General features: G+C 63.1%; 25 protein-coding genes. 8 read left to right on the top strand and 17 right to left on the bottom strand.

Annotation, left to right across the window (positions count from 1 at the left end; translation table 11 throughout):
- Positions 1-35 precede the first annotated feature (35 nt).
- Both TM1040_RS17670 and TM1040_RS17665 read left to right on the top strand, forming a co-directional pair.
- Positions 36-1,430 (top strand): adenylate/guanylate cyclase domain-containing protein, encoded by a 1,395-nt coding sequence (locus TM1040_RS17670; protein WP_011539962.1) that lies wholly within the window; start codon positions 36-38, stop codon positions 1,428-1,430.
- A 60-nt stretch (positions 1,431-1,490) separates the two neighbouring features.
- A complete protein-coding gene (locus TM1040_RS17665) occupies positions 1,491-2,954 on the top strand; it encodes a globin-coupled sensor protein (RefSeq protein WP_166485565.1) in 1,464 nt (487 codons plus the stop codon).
- Between the two features lie 205 nt (positions 2,955-3,159).
- On the opposite strand, the gene TM1040_RS17660 is transcribed toward TM1040_RS17665, so the two are convergent.
- On the bottom strand, positions 3,160-4,302 hold the full coding sequence (locus TM1040_RS17660; RefSeq protein WP_011539960.1) for an alkane 1-monooxygenase: 1,143 nt from the start codon (positions 4,300-4,302) through the stop codon (positions 3,160-3,162).
- Positions 4,303-4,382: 80 nt separating this feature from the next.
- A complete protein-coding gene (gene mutY, locus TM1040_RS17655) occupies positions 4,383-5,444 on the bottom strand; it encodes an A/G-specific adenine glycosylase (RefSeq protein ID WP_011539959.1) in 1,062 nt (353 codons plus the stop codon).
- A gap of 85 nt (positions 5,445-5,529) precedes the next feature.
- Here mutY and TM1040_RS17650 point away from each other — a divergent pair, with 85 nt between their 5' ends.
- Together TM1040_RS17650 and TM1040_RS17645 are read left to right on the top strand one after the other, a co-directional pair.
- Positions 5,530-6,057, top strand: coding sequence for a DUF721 domain-containing protein (locus TM1040_RS17650; protein ID WP_011539958.1), 528 nt, complete (start codon positions 5,530-5,532; stop codon positions 6,055-6,057).
- Complete coding sequence (locus TM1040_RS17645) at positions 6,054-6,755, top strand: DsbA family protein (protein ID WP_011539957.1); 702 nt, start codon at positions 6,054-6,056, stop codon at positions 6,753-6,755. The genes TM1040_RS17650 and TM1040_RS17645 overlap by 4 nt, the downstream gene beginning before the upstream one ends.
- 36 nt (positions 6,756-6,791) lie before the next feature.
- Here TM1040_RS17645 and lpxK read toward each other — a convergent pair whose 3' ends face one another.
- From lpxK to TM1040_RS17620, 5 genes are all read right to left on the bottom strand, one after another.
- Complete coding sequence (lpxK, locus tag TM1040_RS17640) at positions 6,792-7,793, bottom strand: tetraacyldisaccharide 4'-kinase (RefSeq protein ID WP_011539956.1); 1,002 nt, start codon at positions 7,791-7,793, stop codon at positions 6,792-6,794.
- Complete coding sequence (locus TM1040_RS17635) at positions 7,780-8,976, bottom strand: 3-deoxy-D-manno-octulosonic acid transferase (protein ID WP_011539955.1); 1,197 nt, start codon at positions 8,974-8,976, stop codon at positions 7,780-7,782. Before TM1040_RS17635 ends, lpxK begins: the two co-directional genes overlap by 14 nt.
- The gene (locus tag TM1040_RS17630; RefSeq protein WP_011539954.1) at positions 8,976-9,776 is read right to left on the bottom strand and encodes an inositol monophosphatase family protein; all 801 of its coding nucleotides are present in this window, start codon (positions 9,774-9,776) and stop codon (positions 8,976-8,978) included. Before TM1040_RS17630 ends, TM1040_RS17635 begins: the two co-directional genes overlap by 1 nt.
- A complete protein-coding gene (locus TM1040_RS17625; RefSeq protein ID WP_044026911.1) occupies positions 9,763-11,109 on the bottom strand; it encodes a TldD/PmbA family protein in 1,347 nt (448 codons plus the stop codon). The genes TM1040_RS17630 and TM1040_RS17625 overlap by 14 nt, the downstream gene beginning before the upstream one ends.
- A gap of 136 nt (positions 11,110-11,245) precedes the next feature.
- Positions 11,246-12,760 (bottom strand): DUF2125 domain-containing protein, encoded by a 1,515-nt coding sequence (locus TM1040_RS17620; protein ID WP_011539952.1) that lies wholly within the window; start codon positions 12,758-12,760, stop codon positions 11,246-11,248.
- 134 nt (positions 12,761-12,894) lie between these two features.
- On the opposite strand from TM1040_RS17620, the gene TM1040_RS17615 reads away from it, so the two are divergent.
- Together TM1040_RS17615 and TM1040_RS17610 are read left to right on the top strand one after the other, a co-directional pair.
- A complete protein-coding gene (locus TM1040_RS17615; RefSeq protein ID WP_011539951.1) occupies positions 12,895-13,644 on the top strand; it encodes an SDR family oxidoreductase in 750 nt (249 codons plus the stop codon).
- Positions 13,641-14,255, top strand: a complete 615-nt coding sequence (locus tag TM1040_RS17610) for an enoyl-CoA hydratase/isomerase family protein (protein WP_011539950.1) — start codon at positions 13,641-13,643, stop codon at positions 14,253-14,255. Before TM1040_RS17615 ends, TM1040_RS17610 begins: the two co-directional genes overlap by 4 nt.
- Positions 14,256-14,356: 101 nt before the next feature.
- On the opposite strand, the gene TM1040_RS17605 is transcribed toward TM1040_RS17610, so the two are convergent.
- The 4 genes from TM1040_RS17605 to TM1040_RS17590 all read right to left on the bottom strand — a co-directional run bounded on the left by TM1040_RS17605 (position 14,357) and on the right by TM1040_RS17590 (position 18,004).
- Positions 14,357-15,541, bottom strand: coding sequence for an aromatic amino acid transaminase (locus tag TM1040_RS17605; RefSeq protein WP_011539949.1), 1,185 nt, complete (start codon positions 15,539-15,541; stop codon positions 14,357-14,359).
- A gap of 3 nt (positions 15,542-15,544) precedes the next feature.
- Positions 15,545-16,396: a 3-mercaptopyruvate sulfurtransferase gene (gene sseA / locus TM1040_RS17600; protein ID WP_011539948.1), complete on the bottom strand. Its 852-nt coding sequence runs from the start codon at positions 16,394-16,396 to the stop codon at positions 15,545-15,547.
- Between the two features lie 128 nt (positions 16,397-16,524).
- Positions 16,525-17,025, bottom strand: a complete 501-nt coding sequence (locus TM1040_RS17595; protein ID WP_011539947.1) for a hypothetical protein — start codon at positions 17,023-17,025, stop codon at positions 16,525-16,527.
- A gap of 211 nt (positions 17,026-17,236) precedes the next feature.
- Positions 17,237-18,004, bottom strand: coding sequence for a DUF1013 domain-containing protein (locus tag TM1040_RS17590; RefSeq protein ID WP_011539946.1), 768 nt, complete (start codon positions 18,002-18,004; stop codon positions 17,237-17,239).
- A 169-nt stretch (positions 18,005-18,173) separates the two neighbouring features.
- On the opposite strand from TM1040_RS17590, the gene TM1040_RS17585 reads away from it, so the two are divergent.
- Positions 18,174-18,818 (top strand): ribonuclease T2 family protein, encoded by a 645-nt coding sequence (locus TM1040_RS17585; RefSeq protein ID WP_011539945.1) that lies wholly within the window; start codon positions 18,174-18,176, stop codon positions 18,816-18,818.
- A gap of 72 nt (positions 18,819-18,890) precedes the next feature.
- Here the strand turns inward: TM1040_RS17585 and TM1040_RS17580 are convergent, their stop codons facing one another.
- On the bottom strand, positions 18,891-20,213 hold the full coding sequence (locus TM1040_RS17580; RefSeq protein ID WP_011539944.1) for an ammonium transporter: 1,323 nt from the start codon (positions 20,211-20,213) through the stop codon (positions 18,891-18,893).
- Between the two features lie 29 nt (positions 20,214-20,242).
- Entirely contained in the window at positions 20,243-20,581 is a 339-nt protein-coding gene (locus TM1040_RS17575; protein WP_011539943.1) for a P-II family nitrogen regulator, read from the bottom strand.
- A gap of 289 nt (positions 20,582-20,870) precedes the next feature.
- Here TM1040_RS17575 and TM1040_RS17570 point away from each other — a divergent pair, with 289 nt between their 5' ends.
- Complete coding sequence (locus tag TM1040_RS17570; RefSeq protein ID WP_011539942.1) at positions 20,871-23,078, top strand: transglycosylase domain-containing protein; 2,208 nt, start codon at positions 20,871-20,873, stop codon at positions 23,076-23,078.
- A 75-nt stretch (positions 23,079-23,153) separates the two neighbouring features.
- Here TM1040_RS17570 and TM1040_RS17565 read toward each other — a convergent pair whose 3' ends face one another.
- The 4 genes from TM1040_RS17565 to TM1040_RS17550 all read right to left on the bottom strand — a co-directional run bounded on the left by TM1040_RS17565 (position 23,154) and on the right by TM1040_RS17550 (position 26,964).
- On the bottom strand, positions 23,154-24,368 hold the full coding sequence (locus TM1040_RS17565; RefSeq protein ID WP_011539941.1) for a GAK system CofD-like protein: 1,215 nt from the start codon (positions 24,366-24,368) through the stop codon (positions 23,154-23,156).
- A gap of 136 nt (positions 24,369-24,504) precedes the next feature.
- On the bottom strand, positions 24,505-25,152 hold the full coding sequence (maiA, locus tag TM1040_RS17560) for a maleylacetoacetate isomerase (protein ID WP_011539940.1): 648 nt from the start codon (positions 25,150-25,152) through the stop codon (positions 24,505-24,507).
- A complete protein-coding gene (locus TM1040_RS17555; protein WP_011539939.1) occupies positions 25,145-25,351 on the bottom strand; it encodes a DUF2783 domain-containing protein in 207 nt (68 codons plus the stop codon). Before TM1040_RS17555 ends, maiA begins: the two co-directional genes overlap by 8 nt.
- Positions 25,352-25,356: 5 nt before the next feature.
- Positions 25,357-26,964: an FAD-dependent oxidoreductase gene (locus TM1040_RS17550; RefSeq protein ID WP_011539938.1), complete on the bottom strand. Its 1,608-nt coding sequence runs from the start codon at positions 26,962-26,964 to the stop codon at positions 25,357-25,359.
- Between the last annotated feature and the right edge of the window lie 23 nt (positions 26,965-26,987).

The raw sequence follows: 26,987 nt of genomic DNA, 5'->3' as shown, positions 1-26,987 counted from the left end.
AGAACTGGTAGCCAAAATCCCCAAGGGAGGGCCGGATGGCTGATGTCGCCCTAACCAAAGCAGACCCGCCCGCGCGCGCGTCGCTGGATCCGATTTTGCAAGACGACGCTTTGCAGTCCCAACACATCCATGCCGCGCTTGAGGAACACAAGAAGCGTGGCGTCGAGATGGCCGTTCTGGCGCGCTGGATCATCATGCCGATGGTGGCCGTGTTCCTCATTGCGGTCTATCCGGAGCCGTCGCAGCTTTATTATGTGGCGCTCCTCGCGCTCCTGTGCGTCAACGGGTTTTTCATCCGCCGTTTTGCGCGGGTGGGGCGGTCGCGGGCCGAGCTGGGCCTGATCATGCTGGACCTTGTGCTGATGACCTTTGGCATGGTGGTACCCAATCCGTTCGATCCGAACGAGATGCCGGTACCGATGCTGTATCAGTATGATAACTTCATGTATTTCTTTATTATTCTTGCAACCGGTGCCCTTGCCTACAGCTGGCGGACGGTGATGGCGATCGGGGTCTGGGCAAGCGTGATCTGGCTCGGGGCGGCGGGGCTGATGTGGGCCTTCATGACCCCGGACGAAGAGCTGGCGCGGCGCCTCTCCGAGGTGCTGGTGGACTGGCCGCATGTGCAGGATTTGTACAATCCAAACGACGTCGGATTCCGGTTTCGCATCCAGGAAGCGATGGTGTTCCTGATGGTGGCGGCGATCCTTGCGCAATCCACCCGGCGGTTCTATCTGATGCTGGACCAGAATGCCGATCTGGCGCGAGAGCGGGCCAATCTGTCGCGCTACTTCTCGCCCAATGTGGTCGACCAGCTGTCGCAGAACGACGAGGCGATCAGCCAGGTGCGCACCTCGCGCATCGCGATTTTATTTGTTGATATCGTTGGCTTTACGCGACTGGCAGAGCATCGGGACGCGGTCGAGGTGATCGAGCTCTTGCGCGGGTTTCATGGCCGCATGGAGGCGGAAGTCTTTCGCCATGGCGGCACGCTCGACAAATATCTTGGGGATGGGTTGATGGCGACCTTTGGCACGCCTGCTCCGGGCCCGCAGGATGCCTCGGACGCGCTGGCCTGCGCGCGGGCGATGTGCGCGGTGCTGGACCAGTGGAACGCCGAGCGCCGCGCCACTGGAGAGCCTGAGATCCATGCTGGCATCGGCATCCATTTTGGCGAGGCGGTGCAAGGCGACATCGGCGCAAACCGCCTGGAATACGCCGTCATTGGCACCGCCGTGAACATCGCCTCGCGGCTTGAGGGCATGACCCGCCCGATGCAGGCCCGAATCGTGATGAGCGACGCCCTCTATCGCCGGGTGCAAGAGGAGGGCGGTGCTGCGGCGCTTTTGCGCGGTTTTCACTGTACGCCGGAGCAAACCATCCGTGGACTGCAAGAACCCATGCCGGTCTGGGCCCTGACGTCGCTTTGATAAGCCATTCGTTAAGGGTCTGAACCTATGGTGACATCACCATTTCAAAAGGTTTATGTGATGTCGCAGATCCATCGAGACGAGCTGCTTTTCTGGTTCGGACTTGGCGAGGAAGATCGTTCTTCTATTGTCGGTATGGCGCCCCTCGTGGAGCGCCACATTGATGCTGTTCTCGACGATTTCTACGACCTCTGCCTGTCGCGGCCGGAAACCAAAGGGTATTTTCCGACCGAACAGATCGTGGCCCATGCCAAGGCTGCGCAGCGCGCCCATTGGGTGAAGCTCTTTTCGGGACGTTTTGACGACAGCTACATGAGCTCTGCCGACAAGGTTGGACGGGTGCATTTTGAGGTTGATCTGCCGTTTCACCTGTTTCTGGGCGGCTATGCCACGGTGGGCGACCGTATCCTCAAGGTGGTCCTGACGCAGAAAAACGGCTGGCGCGGCACCAAGGCAAGGATGAAACAGGCGCGCGCGCTGCAGCGGCTCATTCTGTTTGATTGCGAGCGGGTGATCGCAGGGTATATCGACGCGCAGCTGCAGGAACGTGAAAAGGCGCTCACGGTCATGACCCAGGGGATTCAGCGATTGGAATCCGGGGATCTGACCACCGAGATGCCGTCGGGCGACAAGGGCGGCTTGCCGGAGCGCTATGACAATGTGCGTCTGTCGTACAATCACCTGTTGCGCCACTGGTCGGGGATCCTGTCGGATGCCACCCGGCGCGCGCATTCGGTGGATGCCAAGATGGCCGAAACAGCGCGTATGACCCGCGAGATGGCGCATCGCTCGGGCGAACAGGCCAGCACCCTGAACGAGACTGTGACGTCTGTGAACAGCATGACCTGCAGCACACGACTAACCAGCGAGAAGGTCAACGATGCGGCCAAGCAGATCGAGGCCAACCGACTTGTGGCCGAGGAGGGCGGCGCGGTTGTGCGCGATGCGATTACGGCGGTCGAACGGATCGAACAATCCTCCAGCCAGATCAACAAGATCGTTGATGTGATTGATGAAATCAGCTTTCAGACCACATTGCTTGCGCTCAATGCCGGGGTGGAGGCCGCGCGCGCGGGCGAAGCTGGCAAAGGCTTTGCCGTCGTGGCATCGGAGGTGCGCGCGCTTGCAAGCCGGGCCACGGATGCGGCGGATGATATCAAGAAACTGATTGCCACCAGCTCTGATCAGGTCCTCGAGGGGTGTCAATTGGTGCATCAGACCGGGGAGCGGCTCGACAGCATCCGATCAAGCGCGGACAACGTGGCGCGGATCATGCAAGAGGTCGACGGTGTGATCTTTGAGCAGACCGGCCAGCTTGAAAACATCAGCGAACGGATGGAGCGGCTGGATCGATACACGCAGGACAGCGCCGATCAGGCCAATGAGGTCTCCAGCACGGCGGATGCGCTGGCGCAGGACTCGGCGGCGCTGAAGGCCAGCATGGACGGGTTCAAAACCGGCGATATTGCGTTGCGAGAGGCGGCGCAGGATAAGGAGTTCGAACGTCTCGCCAATCGCGGCTAGGATGTGCGGGTGTCACGCGCAGCGCGTGTGAGACGCAAACCTGAAAGGCACCCAACTGTGCTTGGGGGCAATCCCGGCCAGAGAGAGGCGCAATGCAGTCGCGCGGCATGAGCCAAACGCGACGCAGGATGTAAGCACGAGACAGGATGCCAGCGCGAGACATGGCGTACATCCGGCCACCGGTGCACTCAGGGCCGAGCGATCGTCAGCGCGGCATCGGGGTTTGGTGCCGGTTGTAGGGCTTCCAGTCCGTGATCTCCGGGTAATATTGCTTGCGCCAGCGCCGCACGCGCGGGTTCATGATGCGCTGCCACAGCGGCGGGATCATCGCCGCAATCGACATCACCGGATACCCATAGGGCAATTGCGGCGCTTCGGATGCGGAGTAGTTCTGCAGCAGGGGAAAGCGCCGGTCGGGTTTGTAGTGATGGTCGGAGTGGCGCTGCAGGTTGATCAGCAGCCAGTTCGAGGCCTTATGCGCGGCGTTCCACGAGTGATGCGGTTTGACATGTTCGTATTTGCCATCGCCCAGATGTTTGCGCGTCAGCCCATAGTGTTCGATGTAATTCACCAGCTCCAGCTGCCAGATCGCGGCGCTGGCCTGCACAAGGAACAGCAACACCCCCGACAGCCCGCCCAAGGCAAAGGCCAGTGCAAGCATCCCGAGCTGAAGCGCCCAATAGCGCCAGAAGGGATTGCTGCGGTGCGTCCAGGGCAGGGATTTGCGCGCCAGCCGGTCTGCCTCGGCTCCAAACGCAGAGCGCCAGCATTGCCAGAGCACGCGCGGATAAAAGCGGTGAAACCCCTCGTTATAGCGCGCCGTCACCGGGTCGCGGGGCGTGCCCACATAGCGGTGATGCACCAGAAGATGCTCGGAGCGGAAATGCGAATAGAGCACCATGGCAAGCAGAATATCCGCGAGCCAGCGCTCCAGCCGGCTGCGTTGGTGCATCAGCTCGTGGCTGTAGTTGATCCCGATGGTGCCAGAGATCACCCCCATGCCAAAGAAAACGCCGATCTTTTCAAGCCGGCTCAGATGCGTGGCGTCGCTGACATAGGCGATAAGGCCAAAGAGACACAGAACATGGATCGGCACCCAGACCGAGGTCAGCCGCACATACCACTTGAGGTCCGCCTCGGCCGTTTGCGGGTCGGCATTTTCGAGTTCGAGCCCGAGAACCCCGTCCAGAACCGCAAAGAGATACCAGGTCGCCAGCGGTGTCATCAGCACCCACCAACTGCCCAGATAGGCGCCAGCCCAGACCAGCGGCACCAGCGCCAGCGACAGCCAGAAGGGCAACGCATGGCGCCAGTCACGCAGTTTCTCGGTCGGGATGAACTCAGTCATGAAGGTCTCCGTGCGGCAGAGGCGTCTCACTCTGGAGCCTAGACCCGTTCGGGGCGTATCCCAAGGGGGAAGTCGTGAACTTAACGGTGCGTCAGATCAAAGGCCTTGCGCATGACGGTGGGCAGGCTGGAGGGGCGGAAGTCGTGGCGTCGGACCAGTTCCTGACCTGCGCGGGGCTCAAAATCCGCGGGCAGCTCGGCGCTGCGCACCTGCAGGATCAGGTGGAAATGGGTGAAGGTGTGACGGACCTCGGCGCCCAGATCCTGCCAGTCGGCATCAAAGGGCGGCGTCTCGGTGGGAGCGTCGTTCCACTCTGAACCGGGCCAGCCCAGCATCCCCCCCAAAAGCCCCTTGTCGGGGCGGCGCTCGAGGAGCCAGTCGCCTTCGGCACTGCGCGCCAGATAGACAAACCCATAGCGGGTGGGTTTGGGTTTCTTGGGCGTTTTCTTGGGCAGTTCGGGCGCGGTGCCCTTGACGCGGGCGCGGCAGGGATCGCGCCAGGGGCAGATGCCGCACGCGGGCGATTTGGGCGTGCAGATGGTGGCCCCGAGATCCATCACCGCTTGCGCATAGTCGCCGGGCCGCGCGCTGGGCGTCAAATGGGCGGCATGCGCCTTGAGCACGGGTTTCACTGCCGGAAGCGGTTCGTGTTCGTCATGAAGCCGCGCCATCACCCGTTCCACATTGCCATCAAGCACCGTCTCGGGCCGGTCAAAGGCAATGGCAGAGATCGCCGCTGCCGTATAAGGCCCGATGCCGGGCAGTGCGATCAGCCCCTCATAGGCATCTGGAAACACACCCTCAAACTCCTCCGCCACCACGCGGGCACATTTCAACAGGTTGCGCGCGCGGGCGTAATAGCCGAGCCCCGCCCACTCTGCCATAACATCGCCGTCCTCGGCAGCGGCCAGGTCGCCGACGCGGGGCCAGCGCCGGGTGAACCGTTCGAAATAGTCTTTGACGGCGGCGACGGTGGTTTGTTGCAGCATGACCTCGCTGAGCCAGATCCGGTAGGGATCGGGGCGCACACCGGAGGCGCGCGCGGCTGGGCCGACGCGCCATGGCATCTCGCGGGCGTGGGTATCGTACCACACCAAGAGATCCTGGCTCAGTTGCTCGGCAGACACGGGGTGGTCACGCATTCTTTATCCTCTGGCCTCTGGGTTTGGCTGGTCTCTTGCACTCGGCCCTTTACAATAGGGCCGAGACACACGCAAAACCACTGGTATGGCATATAGGCATTCCTCCACACGCGGTTTCAAACGCACGGGATCGTTGCTCAACGATCAGATTCGCAAGGCGGGCGAAAGCCGCGGCTTTGCGGTGTCACGGCTGTTGACCCATTGGGAAGAGATCGTCGGCCCGGAGCTGGCGGCCATGGCGCGCCCTGTGAAGGTCGGCTATGGGCGCGGCGGTTTTGGGGCGACGCTGACGGTGCTGACCACGGGGGCGATGGCGCCGATGCTGGAGATGCAAAAGGCGGCACTGCGCGAGAAGGTGAACGCGGTCTATGGCTATAACGCCATTTCCAAACTTCACATCACGCAGACCGCCCCAATCGGATTTGCCGACGGGCAGGTGGATTTTCGCTATGCGCCCAAGACGCGCAAACAGGAAGAGCCTGCGCCAGAGGATGTGGCCGCCGCCAAGGAGACGGCGACGGGTGTAGAGAATGACGACTTGCGCGCAGCTCTCGAGCGGCTTGGGCGCAATGTGCTGACACGACAAAAATCACTGCGAAAGGGGTATAAATGACCCGCATCATGACAGGTATCTGCGCGGCCGTTGCCGTTGCAGCGGGCGTATACGCGATCAACAATTTCTCGGGCCGCGAAGACAACGCAAGCCTTTTGGACATCCAGCTGGTGAGCGCGGCCAATGCGCAAGAGAGCAGCCAGGGCGCCGAGGCGGCAGAGGTGGACACCTCCACGATCATGGAAATGGTACAGGGCGCCGAAGACGCGCCTGTGACCTTGATCGAATATTCGTCCTACACCTGCCCGCATTGCGCGAATTTCCACGCCGATGCCTATAAGAAGCTGAAGGCCGAATATATCGATACCGGCAAGGTAAAGCTGGTCTACCGCGAGGTCTATTTCGACCGCTTTGGTCTCTGGGCGTCGATGGTGGCGCGCTGTGGTGGCGAAGAAAAGTTCTTTGGCATCACCGATCTGATCTTCAAGCAGCAGGCCGAATGGACCCGTGCTGGCGGCCCTGCCGAGATGGTGGAAGCGCTGAAAAAGATCGGTCGCGTGGCCGGTGTGGACGGCGACGCGCTGGAGGCCTGCCTGCAGGATGCCACCAAGGCACAGACGCTGGTGACCTGGTATCAGGAGAACGCCACCAAGGATGACATCAGCTCGACCCCGTCTTTCATCCTCAACGGCACCAAGATCGCCAACCAGCCCTATGAGGATCTGAAGGCGCTGATCGACGCCGAGCTTGAAGGCTAAAGAGATCCGTCGCTGACGGTTGTGCGCGCCGCTCTCCTAGTCGGGGGGCGGCGCGATGTCTTTGAGGCGGGCCAGAAGCGTGTCGCCCTGCGCGACCCGCAGGCGCACCGGCAGGGTGATGACCTTGGGCCGAAAGCTCAGCGGCAGGCGCACGGCGTCCTTTTCGGTTGTGACCAGCTGCGCACCCAGAAGGCGTGCCTCCTGTTCGAGACGGGTGAGGAGCGCGGGCGCAAGCGTCTGGTGATCCTCGAGCGCCTCGGCCCGGCAAAGCTCGGCGCCCAGTCCGCGCAGTGTGGCAAAGAATTTCTCTGGATGGCCGATGCCCGCAAAAGCCAGCACCTTGGTGCCCTGCCATGGCATGCCGGTGGGCAGCGGCTCCACATGGCCGGTGAGGTGGGGCACCGGGATCTCTGCGCCCCAGATGGATTGAAACGTCTCTTGTGCGCGCGCATCGCCCAGCGACAGCACCAGATCGGCGCGGCTGAGGCCGGTGGCAACCGGCTCGCGCAGCGGCCCCGCAGGCAGGCAGCGCCCGTTGCCAAAGCCGCGTTTGGCGTCCACCACGATGATGGAGAAATCCTTGGCCACCGAGGGGTTCTGAAACCCGTCATCCATCACGATTACCGAGGCTCCGGCAGCTGCGGCCTCGGTGACGCCCGCGCCGCGATCTCTGGCGACCCAGACCTCGCCAAAGGCAGCCATCAGCAGCGGCTCATCACCGACATCGGCGGCGCTGTGGCGGCGCGGGTCCACCTGAACGGGCCCCTCAAGGCGCCCGCCATAGCCGCGCGAGACCACATGGACCTCGTGGCCGGCAGCGCCCAGTTGCTCCATCAGCCAGATCACGGTCGGGGTTTTGCCGGTGCCACCTGCATTGAGATTGCCGACACAGATCACCGGCACTGGCGCCCGTGTGGGCGCGCCCTTGCGCAGCCGCGTGGCAGTGCCTTTGGCATAAAGAGCGCCCAGCGGCGACAGCAGGCAGGCGCGCAGGTCAAAGTGGCTGGGCGGTTTGTTCCAGAATTCAGGCGGGCGCATGGGAGAGTTCGCTTTGATCCAGCAGATCCTGGATCCGCTCTAGGAGGGTGTCTGTCATGACCGCACCTTCGGTCACCACCTGCCAGCCCGCAAGGGCCATTTCGGCGGCACGGTCCGGTGATGACAGGCGAAAGACAGCATCGGCAAGCTCTTCTTCGCCGTGGATCCGCTCGGCCGCATCAAGGGCCGCGAGGCGCTGATAGGCCTGGGCATGGGCGACGACGCCGGGGCCATGCAGGATCGCAGAGCCAAGTGCGGCGGCGTCCAGCGGGTTGGTGCCCTGCGCCCCCCGAATGAGGCTGTTGCCGAGGAAACTGATCGGGCAGAGCCGATACCACAGACCAAGATTTTCCGTGAGGCCAATGGCGACCTGCGTGTGGTCCTCGGGGTCTTCGCCCATGTCCCAGTCGGCAAAGGAGAGCCCCTCTTTTCTGAGGAGGCTGCGGGCGGCGTCGAGATCCTCAAACGTGTCCACCGTGAGCACCAGCAAGAGCCGGTGCAGCAGTCGCAGGGCCCCCCGGTGCGCCTTGAGCACGGCGGGGAGTTCCGAAAGCGAGACATGCGCGGCAAGCCAGAGCGGGCGGCTGGCAAATTGTTTCTGCATCTGCGCCAGTTCGTCGTCGTTGCAGCTTGGCGGGGTGCTGGATTGAAACAGGCGGCCTGCGGGGTGGATGCGTTCGGGCGCAACACCTGCACGTTTCAGCCGCTCTGAGACCTCGGTGCCTGGCACCAGGATCGCGGCAAACCCGTTGAGCAGACGATGGCGCTGATCCGGCAGCCAGCGCGAAGCCCGGCTTGGCAGCTCGTCCGCGTCGATGTCGCACAAGAGCGCGGGCATCTCCCGCTCGCGCATATGGCGCATCAGGAGGCGACGCAAACGCCCGCCCGCCCAGACGCAGACATCGGGAGACCAATTGTCCAGAAAGTTGCGAATGTCGTTGGGTTGCTCCACCGTCAGCGGCCCGAGCGGGATGTCGCAGCCCTCGGGCAATTTGGCGGGCCGCATGTCCTCTTCCCACGTGAGCATCACCGAGAGGTCCGGGCGCATCATTTTGAGACGACAGCCCACGTCACAAAGCCCCAAGAGACGTTCCTGGGTGGTCGCATGGGCCCAGACCAGCTCGCCCTCGGGGCGTTTCAGCCGCAGGGGGTTTGGGATCTGTGTTCCGCCGGGGCCAAACATCAGGGTTTGGACCCCTGTGCGCCATAGACCAGCCGGTTGAGCAAGGCGCGGTGCATCTTGGGTCCGCCCGCGACAACCCCGTTTTGCAGCGCGTCGGCGCGATTGAACCGCAAGGGCGCGCCATCGCGGTCCGTGGCCCGCCCGCCGGATTCCTGCACGATCAGCACCCCTGCGGCGATGTCCCACTCCCAGGTGGGGCGCAGGGTCAGCATGGCATCATAGCTGCCATCGGCGACCCGCGACATGCGATAGGCGAGCGAAGGGCGGTGGCTGCGCTGAAACCCCGGTGGTGTGCCGCCCTGCCAGTGCTTGGCCTCGAGCGTTGGCTTGGCACTGAGGATATGCGCGGTCTCGGGGTTCTGCGCGCGCGTGGTCTGGAGCCGCGCACCATTGCAGGTGGCGCCCTGACCCGAGGCTGCGGCAAAGAGCAGATCCCGCTGTGGCAGGTAGACCACCGCCGCGATGGGCGTGCCCTGCTCGACAATCGCGAGCGAATGCGCCCAGGTGCGAGAGCCATCGGCAAAGCTGCGGGTGCCGTCAATTGGGTCGATCACAAAGACGCGCGCGCGCGATTGGCGCGTCGGGTCGTCCTCGCTCTCCTCTGAGAGCCAGCCATAGTCGGGCCGGGCGGCGCGCAGGCTGTCCTCGAGGTAGCGATTGACCGCGAGATCTGCCTCTGTCACCGGGCCCGCGCCATCGGGCTTGTCCCATTTCTGTGCCTCGGTGCCGGTGAATTGCCCCGCGATCTCGCCCGCCTTTTGGGCCGCCCCTATCAGAAGGGAGAGGTCATTCTCCGGCAAGGGTCAGTCCCTCTACCAGAAGCGATGGCACCACCCGCGACAGATGTGTGCGGGCGTCGTTGGCGGCGACCAGCGTTTTCAGCATATCGAGGAGGTTCCCGGCAATCGTGACCTCGTTGACCGGATACTGGATCTCGCCGTTCTCCACCCAGAAGCCCGAAGCGCCGCGCGAGTAGTCGCCCGTGTTGGGGTTGATGGTGGAGCCGATCATCGAGGTGACCAGAAGCCCGGTGCCCATGTCGCGCAGCAGCTCTTCGCGGGTCTGTTGCCCCTGGGTCAGAGCGATGTTCCAGTTGGAGGGCGACGGCACCGACCCGATGCCACGCGCGGCGTTGCCTGTGCTCTCAAGGCCAAGTTTGCGCGCCGAAGCCAGATCCATGGTCCAGCCGGTCAGCACGCCCTTGTCGACGATCGCGCGGCGCTGCGTGGGCAGGCCTTCGCCATCAAAGGGGCGCGAGCCTGAAACGCGGGGGCGCAGGGGGTCCTCGATGACCGAGAAGGCCTCGGGCAGGATCTGCGCGCCGAGACTGTCCTTGAGCCACGAGGAGCCGCGCGCCACCGACGCGCCATTGGCGGCACCCAGAAGATGCCCGATGAGGGATGAGGAGATCCGCTCGTCAAAGAGCACGGGATAGGCGCCAGTTTTGGGGCGGCGGGCGTTCACACGTTCGATGGCGCGCTCGCCAGCGGTGCGCCCGATCTCTTCGGCGCTGCGCAGATCGGTTTGATAGATGCGGCTGTCGCCGTCATAGTCGCGCTCCATGCCGGTGCCGGTGCCCGCAATCCCCACACAGGAGATCGAGCGGCTGGTGCGCGCATAGCCCCCGGAGAACCCGTTGCTCGCGGCCATGTGGATGTCATGACGCCCATAGCCCGCCGCGGCGGACTGGACCTGAGAAATGCCGTCGATGGCGGCGCAGGCGCTTTCGGCGGCCAGCGCGTCCTGTTGCAGTTGATCGGGCGCAGGCTCGGCGCTGGGGTCGGCCATCTCAAGGGCGTCGAGATCCCAGGATTTGGCCAGCTGCGCGGGGTCAGCAAGCCCGGCATAGGGATCTTCGGGCGCTTCTTTGGCCATGGCCACGGCGCGTTCGGCCATCGCGGTCAGGGTTTCGGGGCGGGTATCGGAGGAGGACACCTGCGCCTGACGCTGGCCGACAAAGACCCGCAGCCCGATGTCCACCCCTTCGGAGCGCTCTGCATGTTCCAGCGCGCCCTCGCGCACCTCGATCGAGAGCGAGCTGCCCTCGGCGGCCATGGCGTCGGCAGAATCGGCCCCGGCCTTTTGGGCGGCATCAAGGAGGGCGTGGCAAAGCGTTTCAGGAGTCTGTGTCATGGGCACCTTCGCAAATGGGTGGCATTGAACCAGAGCTAGCCAGAGCGCCGCCGTATCGCAAGGGCTCTGCGCCATAAAAAGAGGCCGCCCCGGCAAAGGAGCGGCCTCTGATCCTTTGGGCGTGGCCCTGTGCGCGTTACTTCAGGCGCTGGCCGTTGGCGAGCACATGGCCTTCTTCGTTGACTTCGATCTTGGAGGTCACGGTGTCGTCGCCTGCTGGAACCGTGAACATGCCCATCATCATGCGCGCGCCCATGGCGTCATCCTCGGAGACGAGGCCCATGCCGATCAGCTTGTCGATCAGGGCGTTTGCACCCACCAACTTCAGGCTGGCTTCGCCTTCGGGGGCGGGCATGCCGTCAAAGCTCTCGAGGTCGGTGTTGTCAAAGGTGAAGGCGCCGTCACCTGTCAGTTCGGCACCCGCAACCGAGAGCAGGATCTCGTTGATGCTGAGGGAGTTTACCTCGCCCGGCATTTCTTCACCGGATTCCACGGCGGCCATTTGCTCTTCGTCCACGAGGTCAAAGAACAGCTTGCCCTTGCCGGAGAGATCCACAACGAGGTTTGCAGGGTCGCGCGGCAGCTCGCCCGCCGGGTCGATCAGACCCCAGAGCATGTCCGGCACCGCAAATTCACGCAGCGCGATCCCGAGGGCAAAATCTTGCTCCTCGTCGGACTTGGTCAGCGGCATGGCAAAGTTCATGCCCATTTCTTTCATGCTGAGCGAGACCGGGAACGGAATGTCGGACCCCATCATGTTGAGCGTCGTGTCACGCTGGGTCACGTCATAGTTCAAGCCGGCGGGGCTCAGTCCGATGTTGATAGCGCCGCCATTTGAGGAGGTCTGAAAGTCGAAATTATCCGGACCGTCGCTGCCTTTGACATTGGTGTTGCCGGATTCGAAGGTGAAGCCACCCACATAGGCCATGCCCGCCTTGAGCATCGCGGCCAAATCGCTGGGATCGTCGACCTCGGGGATGGTCATGTCACCGGTGAACTCAAGCCCCTGCAGCGCGCCGTTGAAGGCTGCGCCATCGTCCCCTTCGGGCTCCTGGAACATGAAGTCATAGGCAACCGAGGCCATGGTCATGGTCTGCGAATAAGAGCGCACATCGCCGATCTTCATCAGCGTGTTGCTGACCATATCGGTCACGTTGACATTGAGCATGATCGCGTCTGCGGGCACAGCATCGCCGTCGATCACCAGGTTGGCGAGGCTGATGGCGGAGGTCGCACCGGTGTAGTTATACGCCATTTCCGAGGTGTCGCCGCTCACGACCATCGGGCTGCCGTCGTGGGTATAGAGGAGATCCCCAGAGATCGCATCGCCATCTGCGTTGACGTTGAAGGACATCGGGAAAGTGGTGGGCATCACGACGTTCACGGTGCCATTGCCGTTCTCGATGAAATCGAGCGATCCCATGGTCATGGAGAAGGAGTCGCCCTCGACATCCATCGACATGGTGATGTCGGAAACGGTGAGCTTGCCGCTGCTTTCGGTTTCGGTTGCGGTGATCTCGTAGCCGGTGCTGGACATGTAGTCCTTCCAATCGGCCCAGACGTCCTGTGCCGTGACGTCAGCATGTGCCGCCTGGGCAATCAGCAGAACCGGCGCGACGGCGCCCAGCTTGCGAACAAAAGAAATAGACATAACAACAACCTTTCCTATCGAAGCGTTGGGGCGAACCTCTCCGCTTGTACGCGTGCGGTCAAGGGAGCGAATGTCTGGACCGTTCCCCCCAAGCCAGATTAACACATAAGAACTCATCCACTGGGAGACAATTTATGAAATTCGCGAATAAAACGATCGTCATTTCCGGTGCAAGCCGCGGGATCGGGGCCAGTGCAGCAAAGGAATTTGCCGCAGAGGGCGCCAATGTCGTCTTGCTTGCACGCAGTGCGGACGCGCTGGAGGCGCTGGCGCAGGAGATCGGCGAGAAAGCGCTGGCGCTGGCCTGCGACGTGGCGGATTACGCCGCCGTGGAGGCGACGTTTGCGCGGGCGCGCGATCATTTCGGCAGTCTCGATGTACTGATTTGCAACGCTGGCATGATCGACCCCATCGCGCGGCTCGAAGAGGCGGACCCTGCCGGTTGGGCGCAGCTCATCAATGTGAATATCACCGGCGTTTTCAACATGATGCGTGCTGGTCTGCCGCATCTCAAAGCGGCAGGCGGTGGTGCGGTGCTGACCATCGGGTCGGGGGCCTCGCAACGTCCGCTCGAGGGCTGGAGCGCCTATTGCACCTCCAAGGCCGGGGCGGCCATGCTCACCGAGGCGCTGCACCTTGAAGAAGGCGAGAATGGCATCCGCGTGATGGGGCTCTCGCCCGGTACGGTGGCCACGCAGATGCAGCGTGAGATCAAGGCCAGCGGCATCAACCCGGTGAGCCAGCTGGCCTGGGAAGATCACATTCCCGCCGAATGGCCCGCGCGCACGCTGATGTGGATGCTGAGCGCGGATGCGGATGAATTTGTGGGCACCGAGATCGCGCTGCGCGATGAAGGCATCCGCAAACGGGTTGGTCTCATATGATCGACCATCATCAGGATTCGCGCGGGCTGCTGACCTTGCGGCTCAACCGGCCCGAGAAGGCCAATGCGCTGACGCCCGAGATGCTGGCGCAGATGATCGAGATCCTGCGCACCGCAACAGAGGCCCGCGCGCTGATCCTGACCGGCACCGGCAAGGTGTTCAGCGCAGGCGCGGATCTGGACGCGGCAAAGGCGGGGCTTGCGACCTCGCCTTTGTGGGAAGAGCTCTCGGGCGCGCTTGCGGCGCTCCCCTGTCTCAAGGTTGCGGCCCTCAACGGAACGCTGGCGGGCGGGGCCAATGGCATGGCGCTGGCCTGTGATCTGCGCATCGCGGTGCCCACGGCCAAGGTGTTCTATCCGGTGATGCAGCTTGGCTATTTGCCGCAGCCCTCGGATGCGAAGCGGATGCGGGCGCTTGTAGGGCCTGCGCGCACCAAGCTGATCCTTGCGGCGGGCCAGAAGATCACCGCCGAGGAGGCCTATGGCTTTGGGCTGATCGACCGGATCGTGGCGCCCGAAGAGCTGATGGCAGAGGCTGAGGCGCTGGTTGCGCCCGCGCTTGCAGCAGAGCCTGATGTGGCGCGCGCGATCCTGCGCGCTGCTGACGCCTGAGTCCGGGCGAGGCCTGCCCCCAACAGCGCGACGCCTGCCCCCCCAAAAACTAAAAAACGCACCCCCGAGGGAGCGCGTTTTTTTAAAATCTCAGCGCGGGATCAGACGCCGGCGTCGATGATCGCCTTGGCAAGGATCGGCACGGTCTGGGCGTTGAGCCCCGCAATATTGAGACGGCTGTCCCCGACCATGTAAATCCCTGCGTCTACACGCATTTTCTCGACGAGTTCGGGCGTGGTGCCGAGCAGGGAGAACATGCCGCGGTGCTCTGCAATAAAGCCAAAGCGATCCGACCCGGAGAGGCGCTGCAGCTCATCCGCGAGCTGCTGGCGCAGGGCGAGCATGCCCAGGCGGGTTTCTTCCAGCTCTTTCTGCCAATCCGCGCGCAGCTCGGGATCGTTCAGGATCGTGGTCACAACGCGTGCGCCGTGATCAGGAGGGAAGGAGTAGTTCTGGCGGTTCAGATAGGCGAGGGTCTTTTGGTTGAGACCGGCTTCGTCGCCCTTCTGGCTGATCGCCATCAGAAGGCCGGTGCGCTCGCGGTAGATGCCAAAGTTCTTGGAGCAGCTCGCCGCGATCAGGCATTCTGGCACCGAGGAGGCCACAAGGCGCACGCCGGCGGCGTCTTCTTCGAGACCGTCGCCAAAGCCCTGATAGGCGATGTCGATCATCGGGATCAGGCCGCGTTCGTTGAGCAGCTCGACCACGGCTTGCCACTGGCTGATGTTGAGGTTGGCACCGGTCGGGTTGTGGCAGCAGCCGTGCAGCAGAACCACGTCGCCTGTCTTGGCGCCTTTGAGGTCTTCGATCATACCGTCGAAGTTCACGGCACGGGTCTCGGTGTCAAAGTAGCGGTAAACCACGGTTTCGATGCCGACGTATTTCAGGATCGACACGTGGTTGGGCCAGGTGGGGTCGGACACAAAAACGCGTGCCTCGGGGTTGGCCATCTTGATCAGTTCAAAGGCCTGACGCACGGCACCGGTGCCACCGGGGGTCGCGACGGCGGCGATCTTGCTGCGCTCGACCGAGGTACCGAGGATGAGGTCGATCATCGCGTCGGCGTAGGCGGGATCACCCGCGAGGCCGGTGTAGGCCTTGGTGGTCTGCTCGTCGATGATGCGCTGTTCTGCGGCCTTCACGGCGCGCATCACCGGGGTCACACCCTCGGCGTTCTTGTAGACACCTACACCCAGATCGACCTTCTGGTCCCGCGGATCTTCGCGGTACATCTGCATCAGCGCCAGAATCTTGTCGGCAGGCTGGGGTTTGAGGTTCTCGAACATGTCTCAGTTGTCTCCGGTTGCAACGGGAAGAGTGGGGAAGGCGCCCCATTCGCTCCATGAGCCGTCATAGAGCGCGTGATCGTGCTTGCCCATGCGCTCCATGGCGAGGCTGAGCACGGCGGCGGTGACGCCCGATCCGCAAGAGGTGATGGCAGGCTTTGTGAGATCAACACCGGCGGCTTCAAAGAGGCTGCGCAGGGTCTCTGCGTCCTTCATCGTGCCGTCGTCATTGAGAAGCGTGGTGAAGGGGACGTTCTTGGAGCCCGGGATGTGACCTGCGCGCATGCCCGGACGGGGTTCGGGCGCTTCACCGCGAAAGCGTTCGGCGGCGCGGGCGTCGATGATCTCGTGATCGCCGAGCTTGGCAGCAGAGGACACCTGGGTCACGTCGCGCACAAGGTGGTTTTGCACCCGCACGGTCATGTGACGGTCGCGGATCACGGGCGGCAGATCCTCGAGCGGGCGGCCTTCGGCTTTCCACTTCGGGAGGCCACCGTCGAGCACGGCCACATTGACCTGTCCCATCAGACGGAAGAGCCACCAGACTCGGGCGGCGGAAAACAGCCCCGCGCCATCATAGATCACCACCTGGTGCCCGTCGCCGACGCCCATGGCGCGCAGGCGGGACATGAATTTCTCGACCGGCGGCGCCATATGCGGCAGGTCGGAGCGGTGATCGGAAATCTCGTCGATGTCAAAGAAGCGCGCGCCGGGGATGTGCTCGGCGTCATACTCGGCCTTTGCGTCGCGCTCCATCTGCGGCAGATACCAAGAAGCATCAAGGATCCTGAGGTCGGGATCTTTCAGATGCGCGGCCAGCCAGTCGGTGGAAACCAGGGTTTTTGGATCGTCCATTCTCAACGCCTCCCGGGACTTGCGTTGGCAAAATGCCTACTACCCGCGCCCCGGTCGTGCAAGGCCGCTTGCCATGGTTTCCCGCGCAGACCGCCTGTTGGGAGAGCGAAACTGCTGTTTTTCCACCCTTAGCCGACGACGCGCAGGGCCGGAGTGCCGCGCAGGCGTTGCCGCGCGCCCGAGGGGAAGCGGTCAGCAAAGGACAGGCCCGCGCGAATGAGGTCGGGGTTCATCTGCCCATGGGTCAGCGCCTCGACCGCATCGCGGGCCTTGGCGGTATGGTCGCGGCGCATGTGGTGCAGCATGGCGATAAACTGCGCCTCATCGGTGGTGAGCAGGTCGCGGGTGTCGAGATCGAGCGGGTCGTTGGAGGTGAAATCGCCTTCTCTGAGTTCAAGCAGCTCGCGCACCACGGGCCACAAGGTATGCGCAACCGCCAGACCATGTGCTTCGCCCCAGTTTTCTGCCGCAATGACAAAGGCGCGGTGCCACGCCTGACTGCCCGGCGCGTTGGCGGCCGCAACAAAGTGGCGCATGATCGACACCAGCCGGGCCTCGAACGGGTCAAAGCCAAAGGTCACCAAAGGGGCCTGCACCAAGTCGGGAGTGAGCGTCACCTGGAGGGTCATTGATACTGCGCCTTTTACCTATGCGCCCCCTCAAACCACATTCGGGATGTGTCGGGCGCGTTTGCATCTGGACCGGGCGAGAGGCTGGGCGCCATTTCCCTAGTATTTTTGTCGGATATTGGCAAGAGGCAAAAAAAACACCGCAGCGCACGGGGCGACTGCGGTGTTTTTGTCAGACGTCGGCAGGCGCGTGGGCCTGTCAGCCACGCACTCAGTAGCGCGGATCGTCGCTGTCGTCGTCTTCGTCCTCATCGCTGCTGGCGGGCAGGTTGAAGAAGCTGTCGGCGTCGACGATTTCGTCTTCTTTCTTGTCGTCCTCGTCAGAGGAGCCAAGCGTGAAGGTTTCCAGCCCTTCGATCGCGGAGGGGATCTTGGGCTCGGCGTCCATCTCGAGCGACTGCTCGGTGGAGACCAGTTTGCGGCGCTCGTCGTCGTTCATCACGCCGCCTTCGGCGGCACGCTTCTTGGCGGCCTTTTGCACGGCTGCATCCAGTTCGGACTGTTTACACAGGCCAAGCGCCACCGGGTCGATCGGCTCCATGTTGGCGATGTTCCAGTGGGTGCGCTCGCGGATCGACTGAATGGTCGGTTTGGTAGTGCCCACCAGCTTGGCGATTTGGGCATCGGCCAGCTCGGGGTGGAATTTCACCAGCCAGAGAATCGAGTTCGGGCGATCCTGACGCTTGGACAGCGGGGTGTAGCGCGGGCCACGGCGCTTTTCCTCGCCTGCGGCGGCGGCGTTAAACTTGAGCTTCAGCTTGTGCAGCGGGTTGTTTTCCGCCGTGGTGATTTCTTCCTGGGTCAGCTGGTTGTTTGCAATCGGGTCAAAGCCCTTTACGCCAGCGGCCACATCGCCATCCGCGATGCCCTGAATTTCCAGCTCGTGCATGCCAACGAAATCAGCGATCTGCTTGAAGCTGATCGTGGTATTGTCCACCAGCCACACGGCGGTCGCCTTGGCCATCAACGGTTTTGCCATGTGCTTTACTCCTTCGAAACACGTCCGTCCCCAACCCTGAGCCGGACAACCTGCGGGTAAACCTCTCCCGTCGCCTTAGATCGGCTTCCCCGGAGCTTCGGGGCGGGTTTCCGTTGTCGGGGAACTTCCCGTCTATATAGTCGGCTCGAAACCATAAGGAAAGAGGCGAATGCGGGGAGTTTTCTTCACTGTTTTGACGGCTGCGGGGCTTGTGGCGGGGGCGGCGCAGGCCGAGGGTGAGCGCGCGGGGGCGTTTGATTACTATGTGATGGCGCTGAGCTGGTCGCCCAACTGGTGCGCGATCGAGGGCGATGCCAAGGGCTCTGAGCAATGTGACGACCGGCATGATTACGGCTGGACCCTGCATGGGCTCTGGCCGCAGTTTCATCGCGGCTGGCCAAGCTATTGCCGCACCACCGAGGCGCCGCCGACCCGGCGACAGACCGGCGAGATGCGCGACATCATGGGCTCTCCGGGGCTGGCGTGGCACCAGTGGAAGAAACACGGCACCTGCAGCGGGCTTTCGGCGCGGGACTATTTCGCGTTGTCACGGCAGGCTTATGACACGGTCACGCGACCCGAGGTGTTTCGCCGGCTCGACAAGGCGGTGAGGCTGCCCGCATCGGTGGTCGAAGAGGCCTTTCTGAAGGCCAATCCAAGCCTCACGGCGGACAGTCTGACCATCACCTGTCGTGACGGGTTTATTCAAGAAGCGCGGGTTTGCCTGTCGCGCGATTTGGACCCAGTGCCCTGTGGGCGCGATGTCATCCGCGATTGCACCCTGTCCAATGCGACCTTCGAGCCGGTGCGCTAACATTCTGAATAAATGAATAAAAAAACGCGGCCCCGAGGAGCCGCGTTTTCTTTTGTTCTATGGAGCGAAGGCTTAGCTGCCTTTGAACTCCGGGTAGGCTTCCATGCCGAGCTCCGCCATGTCGAGACCGTTGATCTCGTCCTCCTCGGAGACGCGGATGCCCATGGTGGCCTTCAGGATCATCCAGACCACACCGGAGACCACGAAGGTGAAGATACCGATGGTGGCAAAGCCGACGATCTGAGTGATGAAGGAGGTGCCTTCGGTGTAGAAGGGAACCGCAAACGTCCCCCAGAGACCGGCCAGCAGGTGAACCGGGATCGCACCCACAACGTCGTCGATCTTCATCTTGTCGAGCATCGGCACGGTGAAGACAACGATCACGCCACCCACGGCACCGATCAGGAGCGCTCCAAAGAGGGTCGGGTCAAGCGGACCTGCGGTGATGGAGACCAGACCGGCCAGTGCGCCGTTGAGGATCATGGTGAGGTCGGGCTTCTTGAAGAGAAGCTGGGTCAGGATCAGCGCGGTCACAGCACCGGCTGCGGCAGCCATGTTGGTGTTGGCAAAGATGCGCGACACGTCGGTCACATCGCCCACGGTGCCCATCGCCAGCTGCGAACCACCGTTGAAGCCAAACCAGCCGAGCCACAGGATGAAGGTACCCAGAGTGGCCAGTGCGAGGTTGGAGCCGGGCATCGGAATGGTGCGGCCATCTTTGTATTTGCCGATCCGCGGACCGAGGATCAGGGCACCGGCGAGGGCCGCAAAGCCACCAGCAGCATGCACCAGGGTGGAGCCCGCAAAGTCAGAGAATCCTAGCCCATCGAGGAAGCCCTCACCCCAGACCCAGGAGGCCTCGATCGGGTAGATCACGCCGGTCAGGATCGCGACGAAGATCAGGAAGGGCCACAGCTTGATGCGCTCGGCCAGCGTGCCGGATACGATGGAGGCGGTGGTGGCGCAGAACATCAGCTGGAAGAAAAAGTCCGAACCCACGGAAGCATAATCCAGCGCTGCGGCGTCGGCACCGAGGCCCACAGGCTCCAGCGAGGTGGTGGCAAAGAGCGGCCCCATCACGCCCGGGATGATCCAGCCATCACCCGGATACATCAGGTTGAAGCCCACGAGCCAGTACATGATCGCGGCGATCGAGAAGAGCGCCACGTTCTTGGTGAGCTGCATGGTCACGTTCTTGGAGCGCACGAGCCCTGCTTCGAGCATGGCAAAGCCTGCGGCCATCCAGAACACCAGGAAACCGCCGATCAGGAACAGGAGCGTGGTGAAGATATAAGGGTTGATGTCTGGTGTCTCGGCCGCGGCTTCCTGCGCGAAGGCCAGACCCGGCAGGGTCGCCAGCGCCGTGGCGGCGAGTGTCACTGTCAGTTTCTTCATTTCTTTGGCTTTCCTTTGCGAAAGGCGCGTTAGAGCGCGTCTTGATTGGTTTCCCCGGTGCGCACGCGCACGGCCTGCGCCACATCCAGCACGAAGATCTTGCCATCTCCGATTTTGCCGGTGCGGGATGCCTGGGTAATGGTCTCGACGACCTGGTCAGCGAGGTCGGACGGCACGACGATTTCCAGTTTCACCTTGGGAACGAAGTTCACTTCGTACTCGGCTCCACGGTAGATTTCGGTGTGACCGGCTTGCGCGCCAAAGCCTTTGATTTCGGTTACCATCAAACCGGACACCCCAAGCTTGGTCAGTGCTTCACGCACCTCTTCGAGCTTGAAGGGTTTGATGGCTGCTATGATCAATTTCATCTCGTCACCCTTTCCCGGGCCATGCGCCCGATGTTTGCAGGTGCAGAAGATCGCTCCTCCCGAGTCGTGGGAACGCGGCAGCAGGGTAAAGACGCCTGTTTTCTGGGCTGCGGCTGAATAATTTCGCTGAAAAAAGGGGCTTTGCTTGTTATTTAGGCGCAAATTAGATCGTATTTGGCGGAAAACCGCCTCTCTACATCAGGGGCCGTAGGGGCTATTCTGTGCAAAACAAGGAAGGCGTAAGCCCGCCGAGACCTAAAAGACGAGCAGTCAGAACAGGATTTTCAGTATGACTCAGGGGCGCAATTCTGGGCGCGGCACTGGACGCGGGCGTGGCCCGCTGGTTGCAGAGAAACGCAATTTGGGCGGCAATCAGCGTAAACCGGCCAAAAAAGCGCCAAGGAAGCGCGCCCCACAAAAGGCCAAACGCGGCTGGAGCCTGTTTGGACGGCGCAAGACCGCGCGCCCGCAGCGCAGACGTGGACTCCTGGGCTGGCTGTTGCTGCCTTTTCAGATCGTGGCACGGGTGATCTGGGCGGTGAGCTGGCGCATGGGGGTTGTCGGCGGTCTCTTTCTGGCCGGGGCGGTCGCCTTTCACTACACCAAGCTGCCCGAGTATCAGGCGCTGCTGGATGGGCGGCATCAGGGCTCGGTGACGCTGCTCGATCGCAACGGCAAGACATTTGCATGGCGCGGCGATCAGTTTGGCGGCGTGGTTACGGCGGATACCGTCTCGCCGCATCTGAAGAACGCGATCGTCGCCACCGAGGACAAACGGTTTTACCGCCATTTCGGGATTTCGCCGCGCGGCATCGCCAGCGCGGTGCGCATCAACCTCAGCGAAGGGCGTGGCCCGCTGTCGGGGCATGGGGGCTCTACGATCACCCAGCAGACCGCCAAGCTGATGTGCCTTGGGGTGGAATATGATCCCGACATCTGGGAGAGCGAAGCCGCCTATGAGAGCGACTGCCGCCAGTCGTCGCTCTGGCGCAAGGGGAAGGAAGCGATCTTTGCCCTCGCGATGGAGGTGAAATACACCAAGAACGAGATCCTCTCCATCTATATGAACCGCGCCTATATGGGCGGTGGGGCACATGGGGTGGAGGCCGCTGCGCAGCGCTATTTCGGCAAATCCGCAAATCAGGTGAACCCGCCGGAGGCGGCGATGCTGGCGGGGCTCTTGACCGCGCCGTCGACGCTGGCGCCCACCAACAATATCGAACGCTCACGCAATCGCGCGGCCACTGTGCTGCGGCTGATGGAAGAACAGGGCTACCTCAGCCCCAAGGAACGCCAGATGGCCGCCGCCAATCCCGCGGAGCTGAGCGAGGCGGCGGCAGCGCGCGCGGGGGGCTATTTTGCCGATTGGATCATGGACACGGTGCCGTCCTTTCTGGGCGATCAGACCACCGAAGATGTGGTGATCCGCACCACGCTTGATCAACGGCTGCAACAGGCCGCCGAGGATGCGGTGAACTATGTGTTTGAAAACAAGGTGCGTGCAGGCTCCAAGGCGCAGACCGCTGTGGTCGTGATGAGCGCCGATGGCGCGGTGCGGGCCATGGTGGGCGGGCGCAAGGTGCGTGCCTCGGGTGTGTTCAACCGCGCCACGCAGGCCAAGCGCCAGACCGGTTCGGCGTTCAAACCCTTTGTCTATGCCGCCGCGCTGGAGCTTGGCTATTCGCCCTATGACCGGGTGCTGGATGCGGAATATTGTCTCGATATTCCCGGCTCCGGCCCGTGGTGCCCACAGAACTACACTCGCAAGTTCTATGGCGAGGTGACATTGGCGCGCGCGCTTCGGGACTCGCTCAATGTGCCCGCGGTCAAAGTCTCCGAGGCGGTGGGCCGCGACAAGGTGCGTCTGGTGGCAGGCGAATTCGGCATCGAAAGCGATCTTGCCGATGGGCCCTCGCTGGCGCTGGGCGTCTCTGAAAGCACGCTCCTGGAAATGACCGGCGCCTATGCGGGCATCCTGAACGGTGGCTCCTCCGTGACACCCTACGGGGTGGAGGCGCTGACGCTGGTCGGCGATTCAGAGCCATTGATGGGCGCGTCCGGCGGCATGGGGGAGCGGGTGATCCGCCCCGTCGCGGCGCAGGAGCTGATCTGGATGATGGAAAAAGTCATCGCCGAGGGCACCGGGCAACGCGCGCAGATCCCCGGCTGGCAGGCGGCAGGGAAATCCGGCACCACCTCTTCGGCCAAGGATGCATGGTTTATTGGCTTTACCGCCGATTACGTCGCCGGGGTCTGGATGGGCTATGATGACAACACGCCGCTCACCGGTGTCACCGGCGGCGGTTTGCCCGCAGAGATCTGGCGCGAGACGATGGTGCGGGTCCACGATGGGTTGGCCCCCCAGCCCCTGCCAATGGCAGCGCCCGAGCCGATCGTGGTGCCCGAGCCTCAGCCGCAGCGGCGCAATGGGGGCGGCTTTGGCCGGGAGCTTGAGCGCACCTTGAATGGCGTGTTGCAGGACATCTTTGGCAATTGACCGGATACTTTCTGGCCTGAAAGCCTTGGCCCGCCTACATTGGCCTGCGCGGACTGGCCCGAGCGCATTGTGGGCTCAGGCCAGTGCCAGTAGCTGTCTGCAGAGGGCATCCGGCGCATAGCAGGGCGACTTGCCCGAAGAGACCGCCAAAGGCCGCGCGATGCAGGGGATGCCGTGATCGCGCAGGACCTCTGCGCGTGCCGCCTCTGACACGCTGAGGTCACAGATCACATGGCTGAGAAAGGCTGAGGTGGCCACATCACCAGCGTCCCGGCGCAGCGGTGCCAGTAAGGCAGAGATCTGATCCGAGAGCGTCATCGCCAGACATTCCGGATCTGTGCCGAGGCTTGGGACATAGACCTTTGGCACGTTGCGCGCGGCAATGGCCTGGCCCACACCTTTGGGCAGGAGATTGCAGATCACGCTCGAATAGAGACTGCCGGGCGGGTAGCAGATCAGGTCCGCCCCGGCGATGAGGTCTTGGTTGCTTTGCGGGAGGGGCACCGCATCCGCAGGCAGTTCGCGGGTGCCATCTGACAGAAAGAGGCGCGCGATAGGGCTGGTGAGCGGTGCGTGCTCCTTGCCCGTCATCCGGCGCTGACCGATGACGCGCCGCCCGTCCCGAAGCTCTGCACCGATCTCCAGGTTCACATCCGCAATCGGGCGCACGGTGCCGCGCACCGCCACCATCCGCGACATCTGGGCAAGCACCGGCTCAAGCTGGCGGCCGTGACGCAGATAGCCCCCCGCGAGGATCAGGTTGCCGATGCTGGCGTTGCGATAGTCCAGATCCGCCGGGGCGGCGTCCTGAAACTGGCGCAGGTCTTCGCGGATTTGCTGTCGTACCGGCGTTGGAATCCCCTGCAAAAGCGGATGCGTGCCCTCAAAGAGCCGGGCAGCGTCCTGTGTCACATTCCGCTCTGACGCGTGTTTTGCAAAGCGATGGGTGAACAGGCGCAGGATCTCTGGCTGGCCTCTATCGGTTTCATCCGCCAGCGCCATAAGTCGACTGCGCAGGTCGCCGACCGCGGGCATGCCAAAGGCTTTGCGCAGCACCTGCGATGAGCCACCGCTGTCGAAGGGTGTAATCAGATGCACCGAGTTCTGCGTGTAGGCCTTGAGCCTGCGCGAGATCTCGTTGAGGGCCGTGCCACCGGAAAAGAACAACAGGCGCGGGCCTTGTGTTGCATCCCGTCCGGGGGGCCGGACGTGGGCAGGGCCGGGATCAGAACCGGGATCGGAGCCGGGGGCAGAGGCTGGGGCTGGGGGCGAGGGCGCGGTCTTTGACATGGGGTCCCGTCTTCAAACGAAGGCCGAGCATGCCACCGCTTTGCCCAAAACACCACAAAAGAGCGCCGGGTGGCGCTCCTGTGGTTCCGGCCCATCATTCGCCTGCGATCAGGGTCGCGCGAGCAGGGGTGCACAATCACTGGGCCGGCTGGTGGTGATCCGGATGTGCCGCCGCAAAGGCGGGATGCGCGGCGCAGCTGGCCTCGATCCGCTGGAGGCGCGGGAATGGGTTCAGGTCCACCTCCCAGCGGCGCGCATTATAGAGCTGCGGCATCAGGCAGATGTCCGCAAGCCCCGGACGCGCGCCGGTGCAAAAGGATCCCTCCCCCGGTTCGGGCCAGCGTGCAAGCAGCCTGTCAAACGCCTCTAGCCCCGGTCCGATGAACTGCCGCATCCAGTCGCCCATCTGCAAGCTGCCGCCGCTGCTGGTGACACCAAACCGCGCCACAGAGAGGTTGCACACCGGATGCAGATCCACCGCGATACTCTGCGCCAACGCCTCGACATGGGCGCGTGCGACGGGCTCTTGGGGCAAGAGGCCAAGGCCGCGCGTGCTGTCGAGATAGGTGAGACAGGCCAGCGATTGCGTGAACCGTTCCCCGTCGATCTCCAGCACCGGCACAAAACCCTGTGGGTTGCGCGCCAGATGCTCGGGGCTGCGCTGCGCGCCCGCCACCAGATCGACCGAGCGGCTCTCATAGGCGATCCCTGCGAGGTTCAGCGCGATCCGCAACCGGTAGCTCGCGGAGGAACGCCAGTAGTCATAGAGCACCACGTCAGCCATCGGTGAGACCCTGTTTGGCCTGAGTTAGAGCCTGTTTCAGCACCTCGGCGTCGCCGATGTGGTTGGCAAGGAGCAGGATCAGCCGAGCGTTGAGCGCATCGCTTTGCGCCTTGCTCAGACCCTCGTGGGCAGAGAGCAAGAGGGCATAGGCATCATCGGGCTGTGCGAGGTTCGGGGTCAGGGTCAGATCGTCGGACATGCAAATCACTCCTTGCCAATGGCGCGGCGCAGGGCGGCGTGGAAATGGGCCGGGTCAAAATGGTCCATCCGGGTTGCGACATGTTGGTCAGGGCGGATGAGGTAGACGGCTGAACTGGCCTCTCCCAGATACCGCTCTGCGAGGGGCGCGGAGGCCTCGCCGTTCAGGCGCAGGGCCGGGACAAAGACCCCGGCTTCCTCAAACCCGTCGGGCACCTCTGCATTGATGGCGAGCAGGGTAAAGCCAGACGCCAACTGCGGCAGCAGGTAGCCCCCCTCCAGCGGCACATCCGGGCAGGGCGCGCCGGGACGCGTGCGGGTGGGGGCACCGGGCAGGCGGTCGGCGGAATTGAGCCGCGAGCCATCATAGACTGAGGGCAGCGACAGCCGACCCGAGTTGACCAGGGGCCGCGCAAAGCTGTGATGTTCTGAAAGATCCAGAACCGCATCGCGGAAGATGCGCGACATGTCGGACTTTGGCGTGATGAAATCGGTGGAGCGCGAGGAGTTCAGAATATTCTCATCCGCTGCCGCAATCCGCTCGGCGTTGTAGCTCTCAAGGAGGCTCTCATCGGCCACGCCATCGAGCACCAGTTTCAGTTTCCATATCAGGTTGTCGGTGTCCTGCAGGCCGGAGTTGGCCCCGCGCGCGCCAAAGGGCGAGACCTGATGCGCGCTATCGCCGGCAAAGATCACCCGGCCGTGGCGGAACTTTTCCATCCGGCGGCACTGAAAGGTGTAGATCGACACCCATTCCAGCTCGAACTGGACGTCCTCGCCCAGCATGGCCTTCAAACGCGGGATCACGTTCTCGGGGCGTTTCTCTTCCTCCTTGTCGATGTCCCAGCCCAGTTGCAGGTCGATGCGCCAGACGCCATCGGGCTGTTTGTGCAACAGCGCCGACTGGCCCTTGTTGAAGGGCGGATCAAACCAGAACCAGCGTTCGGTCGGGAAATCGGCCTCCATCACCACATCGGCAATGAGAAAGTTGTCCTCAAAGACGCGGCCCACAAAGTCGAGCCCCATCTGCGCCCGCAGGGGCGAGCCTGCGCCATCACAGGCGATCAGCCACCCGGTCTCAAGCTGGTAGGCGCCGTCGGGCGTGTCCACGGTGAGCGCCACATGGCCGCCGAGGTCCTCGACATGCGTGACCCGGTTCTTGCCCCGGATTTCAATCGGCGCGCCCTCGTCCCGCAGCGCGCGGACGCGGTCCACCAGATATTCCTCGATGTAGTATTGTTGCAGATTCACAAAGGCCGGGAACTGGTGACCGTCTTCGGGCAGGAGGTTGAAGTCATAGACCTTGCGGTCGCCAAAAAACACCTTGCCGACGTTCCATTCTTCGCCCTTGTCCGCCATGGCATGACCAACCCCAAGCCGGTCTGCGATCTCGAGCGTGCGCTTGGCAAAACAGATCGCCCGCGAGCCAAAGCTCACCTTGTCATTGTCATCAAGCACCACCACGGGGACTCCCGATTGGGCAAGGTCGATGGCGGCGGCAAGGCCCACTGGGCCCGCGCCCACCACGACCACCTTGTGCCGAGCCGGTGGCTGCGCGTCCTGATCCGCATGGCGCGCATATGGATAAAGCGGCACCTCAAATATCTTGTTCATCCGGTCTCCTCCCTCCGGGCAAG

Source organism: Ruegeria sp. TM1040 (assembly GCF_000014065.1).
Lineage (GTDB): Bacteria > Pseudomonadota > Alphaproteobacteria > Rhodobacterales > Rhodobacteraceae > Epibacterium.
Note: the sequence above shows the minus strand (reverse complement) of the source record. Positions and strands in the feature narration are given on the sequence as shown.

Excerpts from the sequence above, each read along its gene's own strand:
- TM1040_RS17670 (WP_011539962.1), top strand. The coding sequence starts at position 36 with ATGGCTGATGTCGCCCTAACCAAAGCAGACCCGCCCGCGCGCGCGTCG.
- TM1040_RS17665 (WP_166485565.1), top strand. The coding sequence starts at position 1,491 with ATGTCGCAGATCCATCGAGACGAGCTGCTTTTCTGGTTCGGACTTGGC.
- TM1040_RS17660 (WP_011539960.1), bottom strand. The coding sequence starts at position 4,302 with ATGACTGAGTTCATCCCGACCGAGAAACTGCGTGACTGGCGCCATGCG.
- mutY (WP_011539959.1), bottom strand. The coding sequence starts at position 5,444 with ATGCGTGACCACCCCGTGTCTGCCGAGCAACTGAGCCAGGATCTCTTG.
- TM1040_RS17650 (WP_011539958.1), top strand. The coding sequence starts at position 5,530 with ATGGCATATAGGCATTCCTCCACACGCGGTTTCAAACGCACGGGATCG.
- TM1040_RS17645 (WP_011539957.1), top strand. The coding sequence starts at position 6,054 with ATGACCCGCATCATGACAGGTATCTGCGCGGCCGTTGCCGTTGCAGCG.
- lpxK (WP_011539956.1), bottom strand. The coding sequence starts at position 7,793 with ATGCGCCCGCCTGAATTCTGGAACAAACCGCCCAGCCACTTTGACCTG.
- TM1040_RS17635 (WP_011539955.1), bottom strand. The coding sequence starts at position 8,976 with ATGTTTGGCCCCGGCGGAACACAGATCCCAAACCCCCTGCGGCTGAAA.
- TM1040_RS17625 (WP_044026911.1), bottom strand. The coding sequence starts at position 11,109 with ATGACACAGACTCCTGAAACGCTTTGCCACGCCCTCCTTGATGCCGCC.
- TM1040_RS17620 (WP_011539952.1), bottom strand. The coding sequence starts at position 12,760 with ATGTCTATTTCTTTTGTTCGCAAGCTGGGCGCCGTCGCGCCGGTTCTG.
- TM1040_RS17615 (WP_011539951.1), top strand. The coding sequence starts at position 12,895 with ATGAAATTCGCGAATAAAACGATCGTCATTTCCGGTGCAAGCCGCGGG.
- TM1040_RS17610 (WP_011539950.1), top strand. The coding sequence starts at position 13,641 with ATGATCGACCATCATCAGGATTCGCGCGGGCTGCTGACCTTGCGGCTC.
- TM1040_RS17605 (WP_011539949.1), bottom strand. The coding sequence starts at position 15,541 with ATGTTCGAGAACCTCAAACCCCAGCCTGCCGACAAGATTCTGGCGCTG.
- sseA (WP_011539948.1), bottom strand. The coding sequence starts at position 16,396 with ATGGACGATCCAAAAACCCTGGTTTCCACCGACTGGCTGGCCGCGCAT.
- TM1040_RS17595 (WP_011539947.1), bottom strand. The coding sequence starts at position 17,025 with ATGACCCTCCAGGTGACGCTCACTCCCGACTTGGTGCAGGCCCCTTTG.
- TM1040_RS17590 (WP_011539946.1), bottom strand. The coding sequence starts at position 18,004 with ATGGCAAAACCGTTGATGGCCAAGGCGACCGCCGTGTGGCTGGTGGAC.
- TM1040_RS17585 (WP_011539945.1), top strand. The coding sequence starts at position 18,174 with ATGCGGGGAGTTTTCTTCACTGTTTTGACGGCTGCGGGGCTTGTGGCG.
- TM1040_RS17580 (WP_011539944.1), bottom strand. The coding sequence starts at position 20,213 with ATGAAGAAACTGACAGTGACACTCGCCGCCACGGCGCTGGCGACCCTG.
- TM1040_RS17575 (WP_011539943.1), bottom strand. The coding sequence starts at position 20,581 with ATGAAATTGATCATAGCAGCCATCAAACCCTTCAAGCTCGAAGAGGTG.
- TM1040_RS17570 (WP_011539942.1), top strand. The coding sequence starts at position 20,871 with ATGACTCAGGGGCGCAATTCTGGGCGCGGCACTGGACGCGGGCGTGGC.
- TM1040_RS17565 (WP_011539941.1), bottom strand. The coding sequence starts at position 24,368 with ATGTCAAAGACCGCGCCCTCGCCCCCAGCCCCAGCCTCTGCCCCCGGC.
- maiA (WP_011539940.1), bottom strand. The coding sequence starts at position 25,152 with ATGGCTGACGTGGTGCTCTATGACTACTGGCGTTCCTCCGCGAGCTAC.
- TM1040_RS17555 (WP_011539939.1), bottom strand. The coding sequence starts at position 25,351 with ATGTCCGACGATCTGACCCTGACCCCGAACCTCGCACAGCCCGATGAT.
- TM1040_RS17550 (WP_011539938.1), bottom strand. The coding sequence starts at position 26,964 with ATGAACAAGATATTTGAGGTGCCGCTTTATCCATATGCGCGCCATGCG.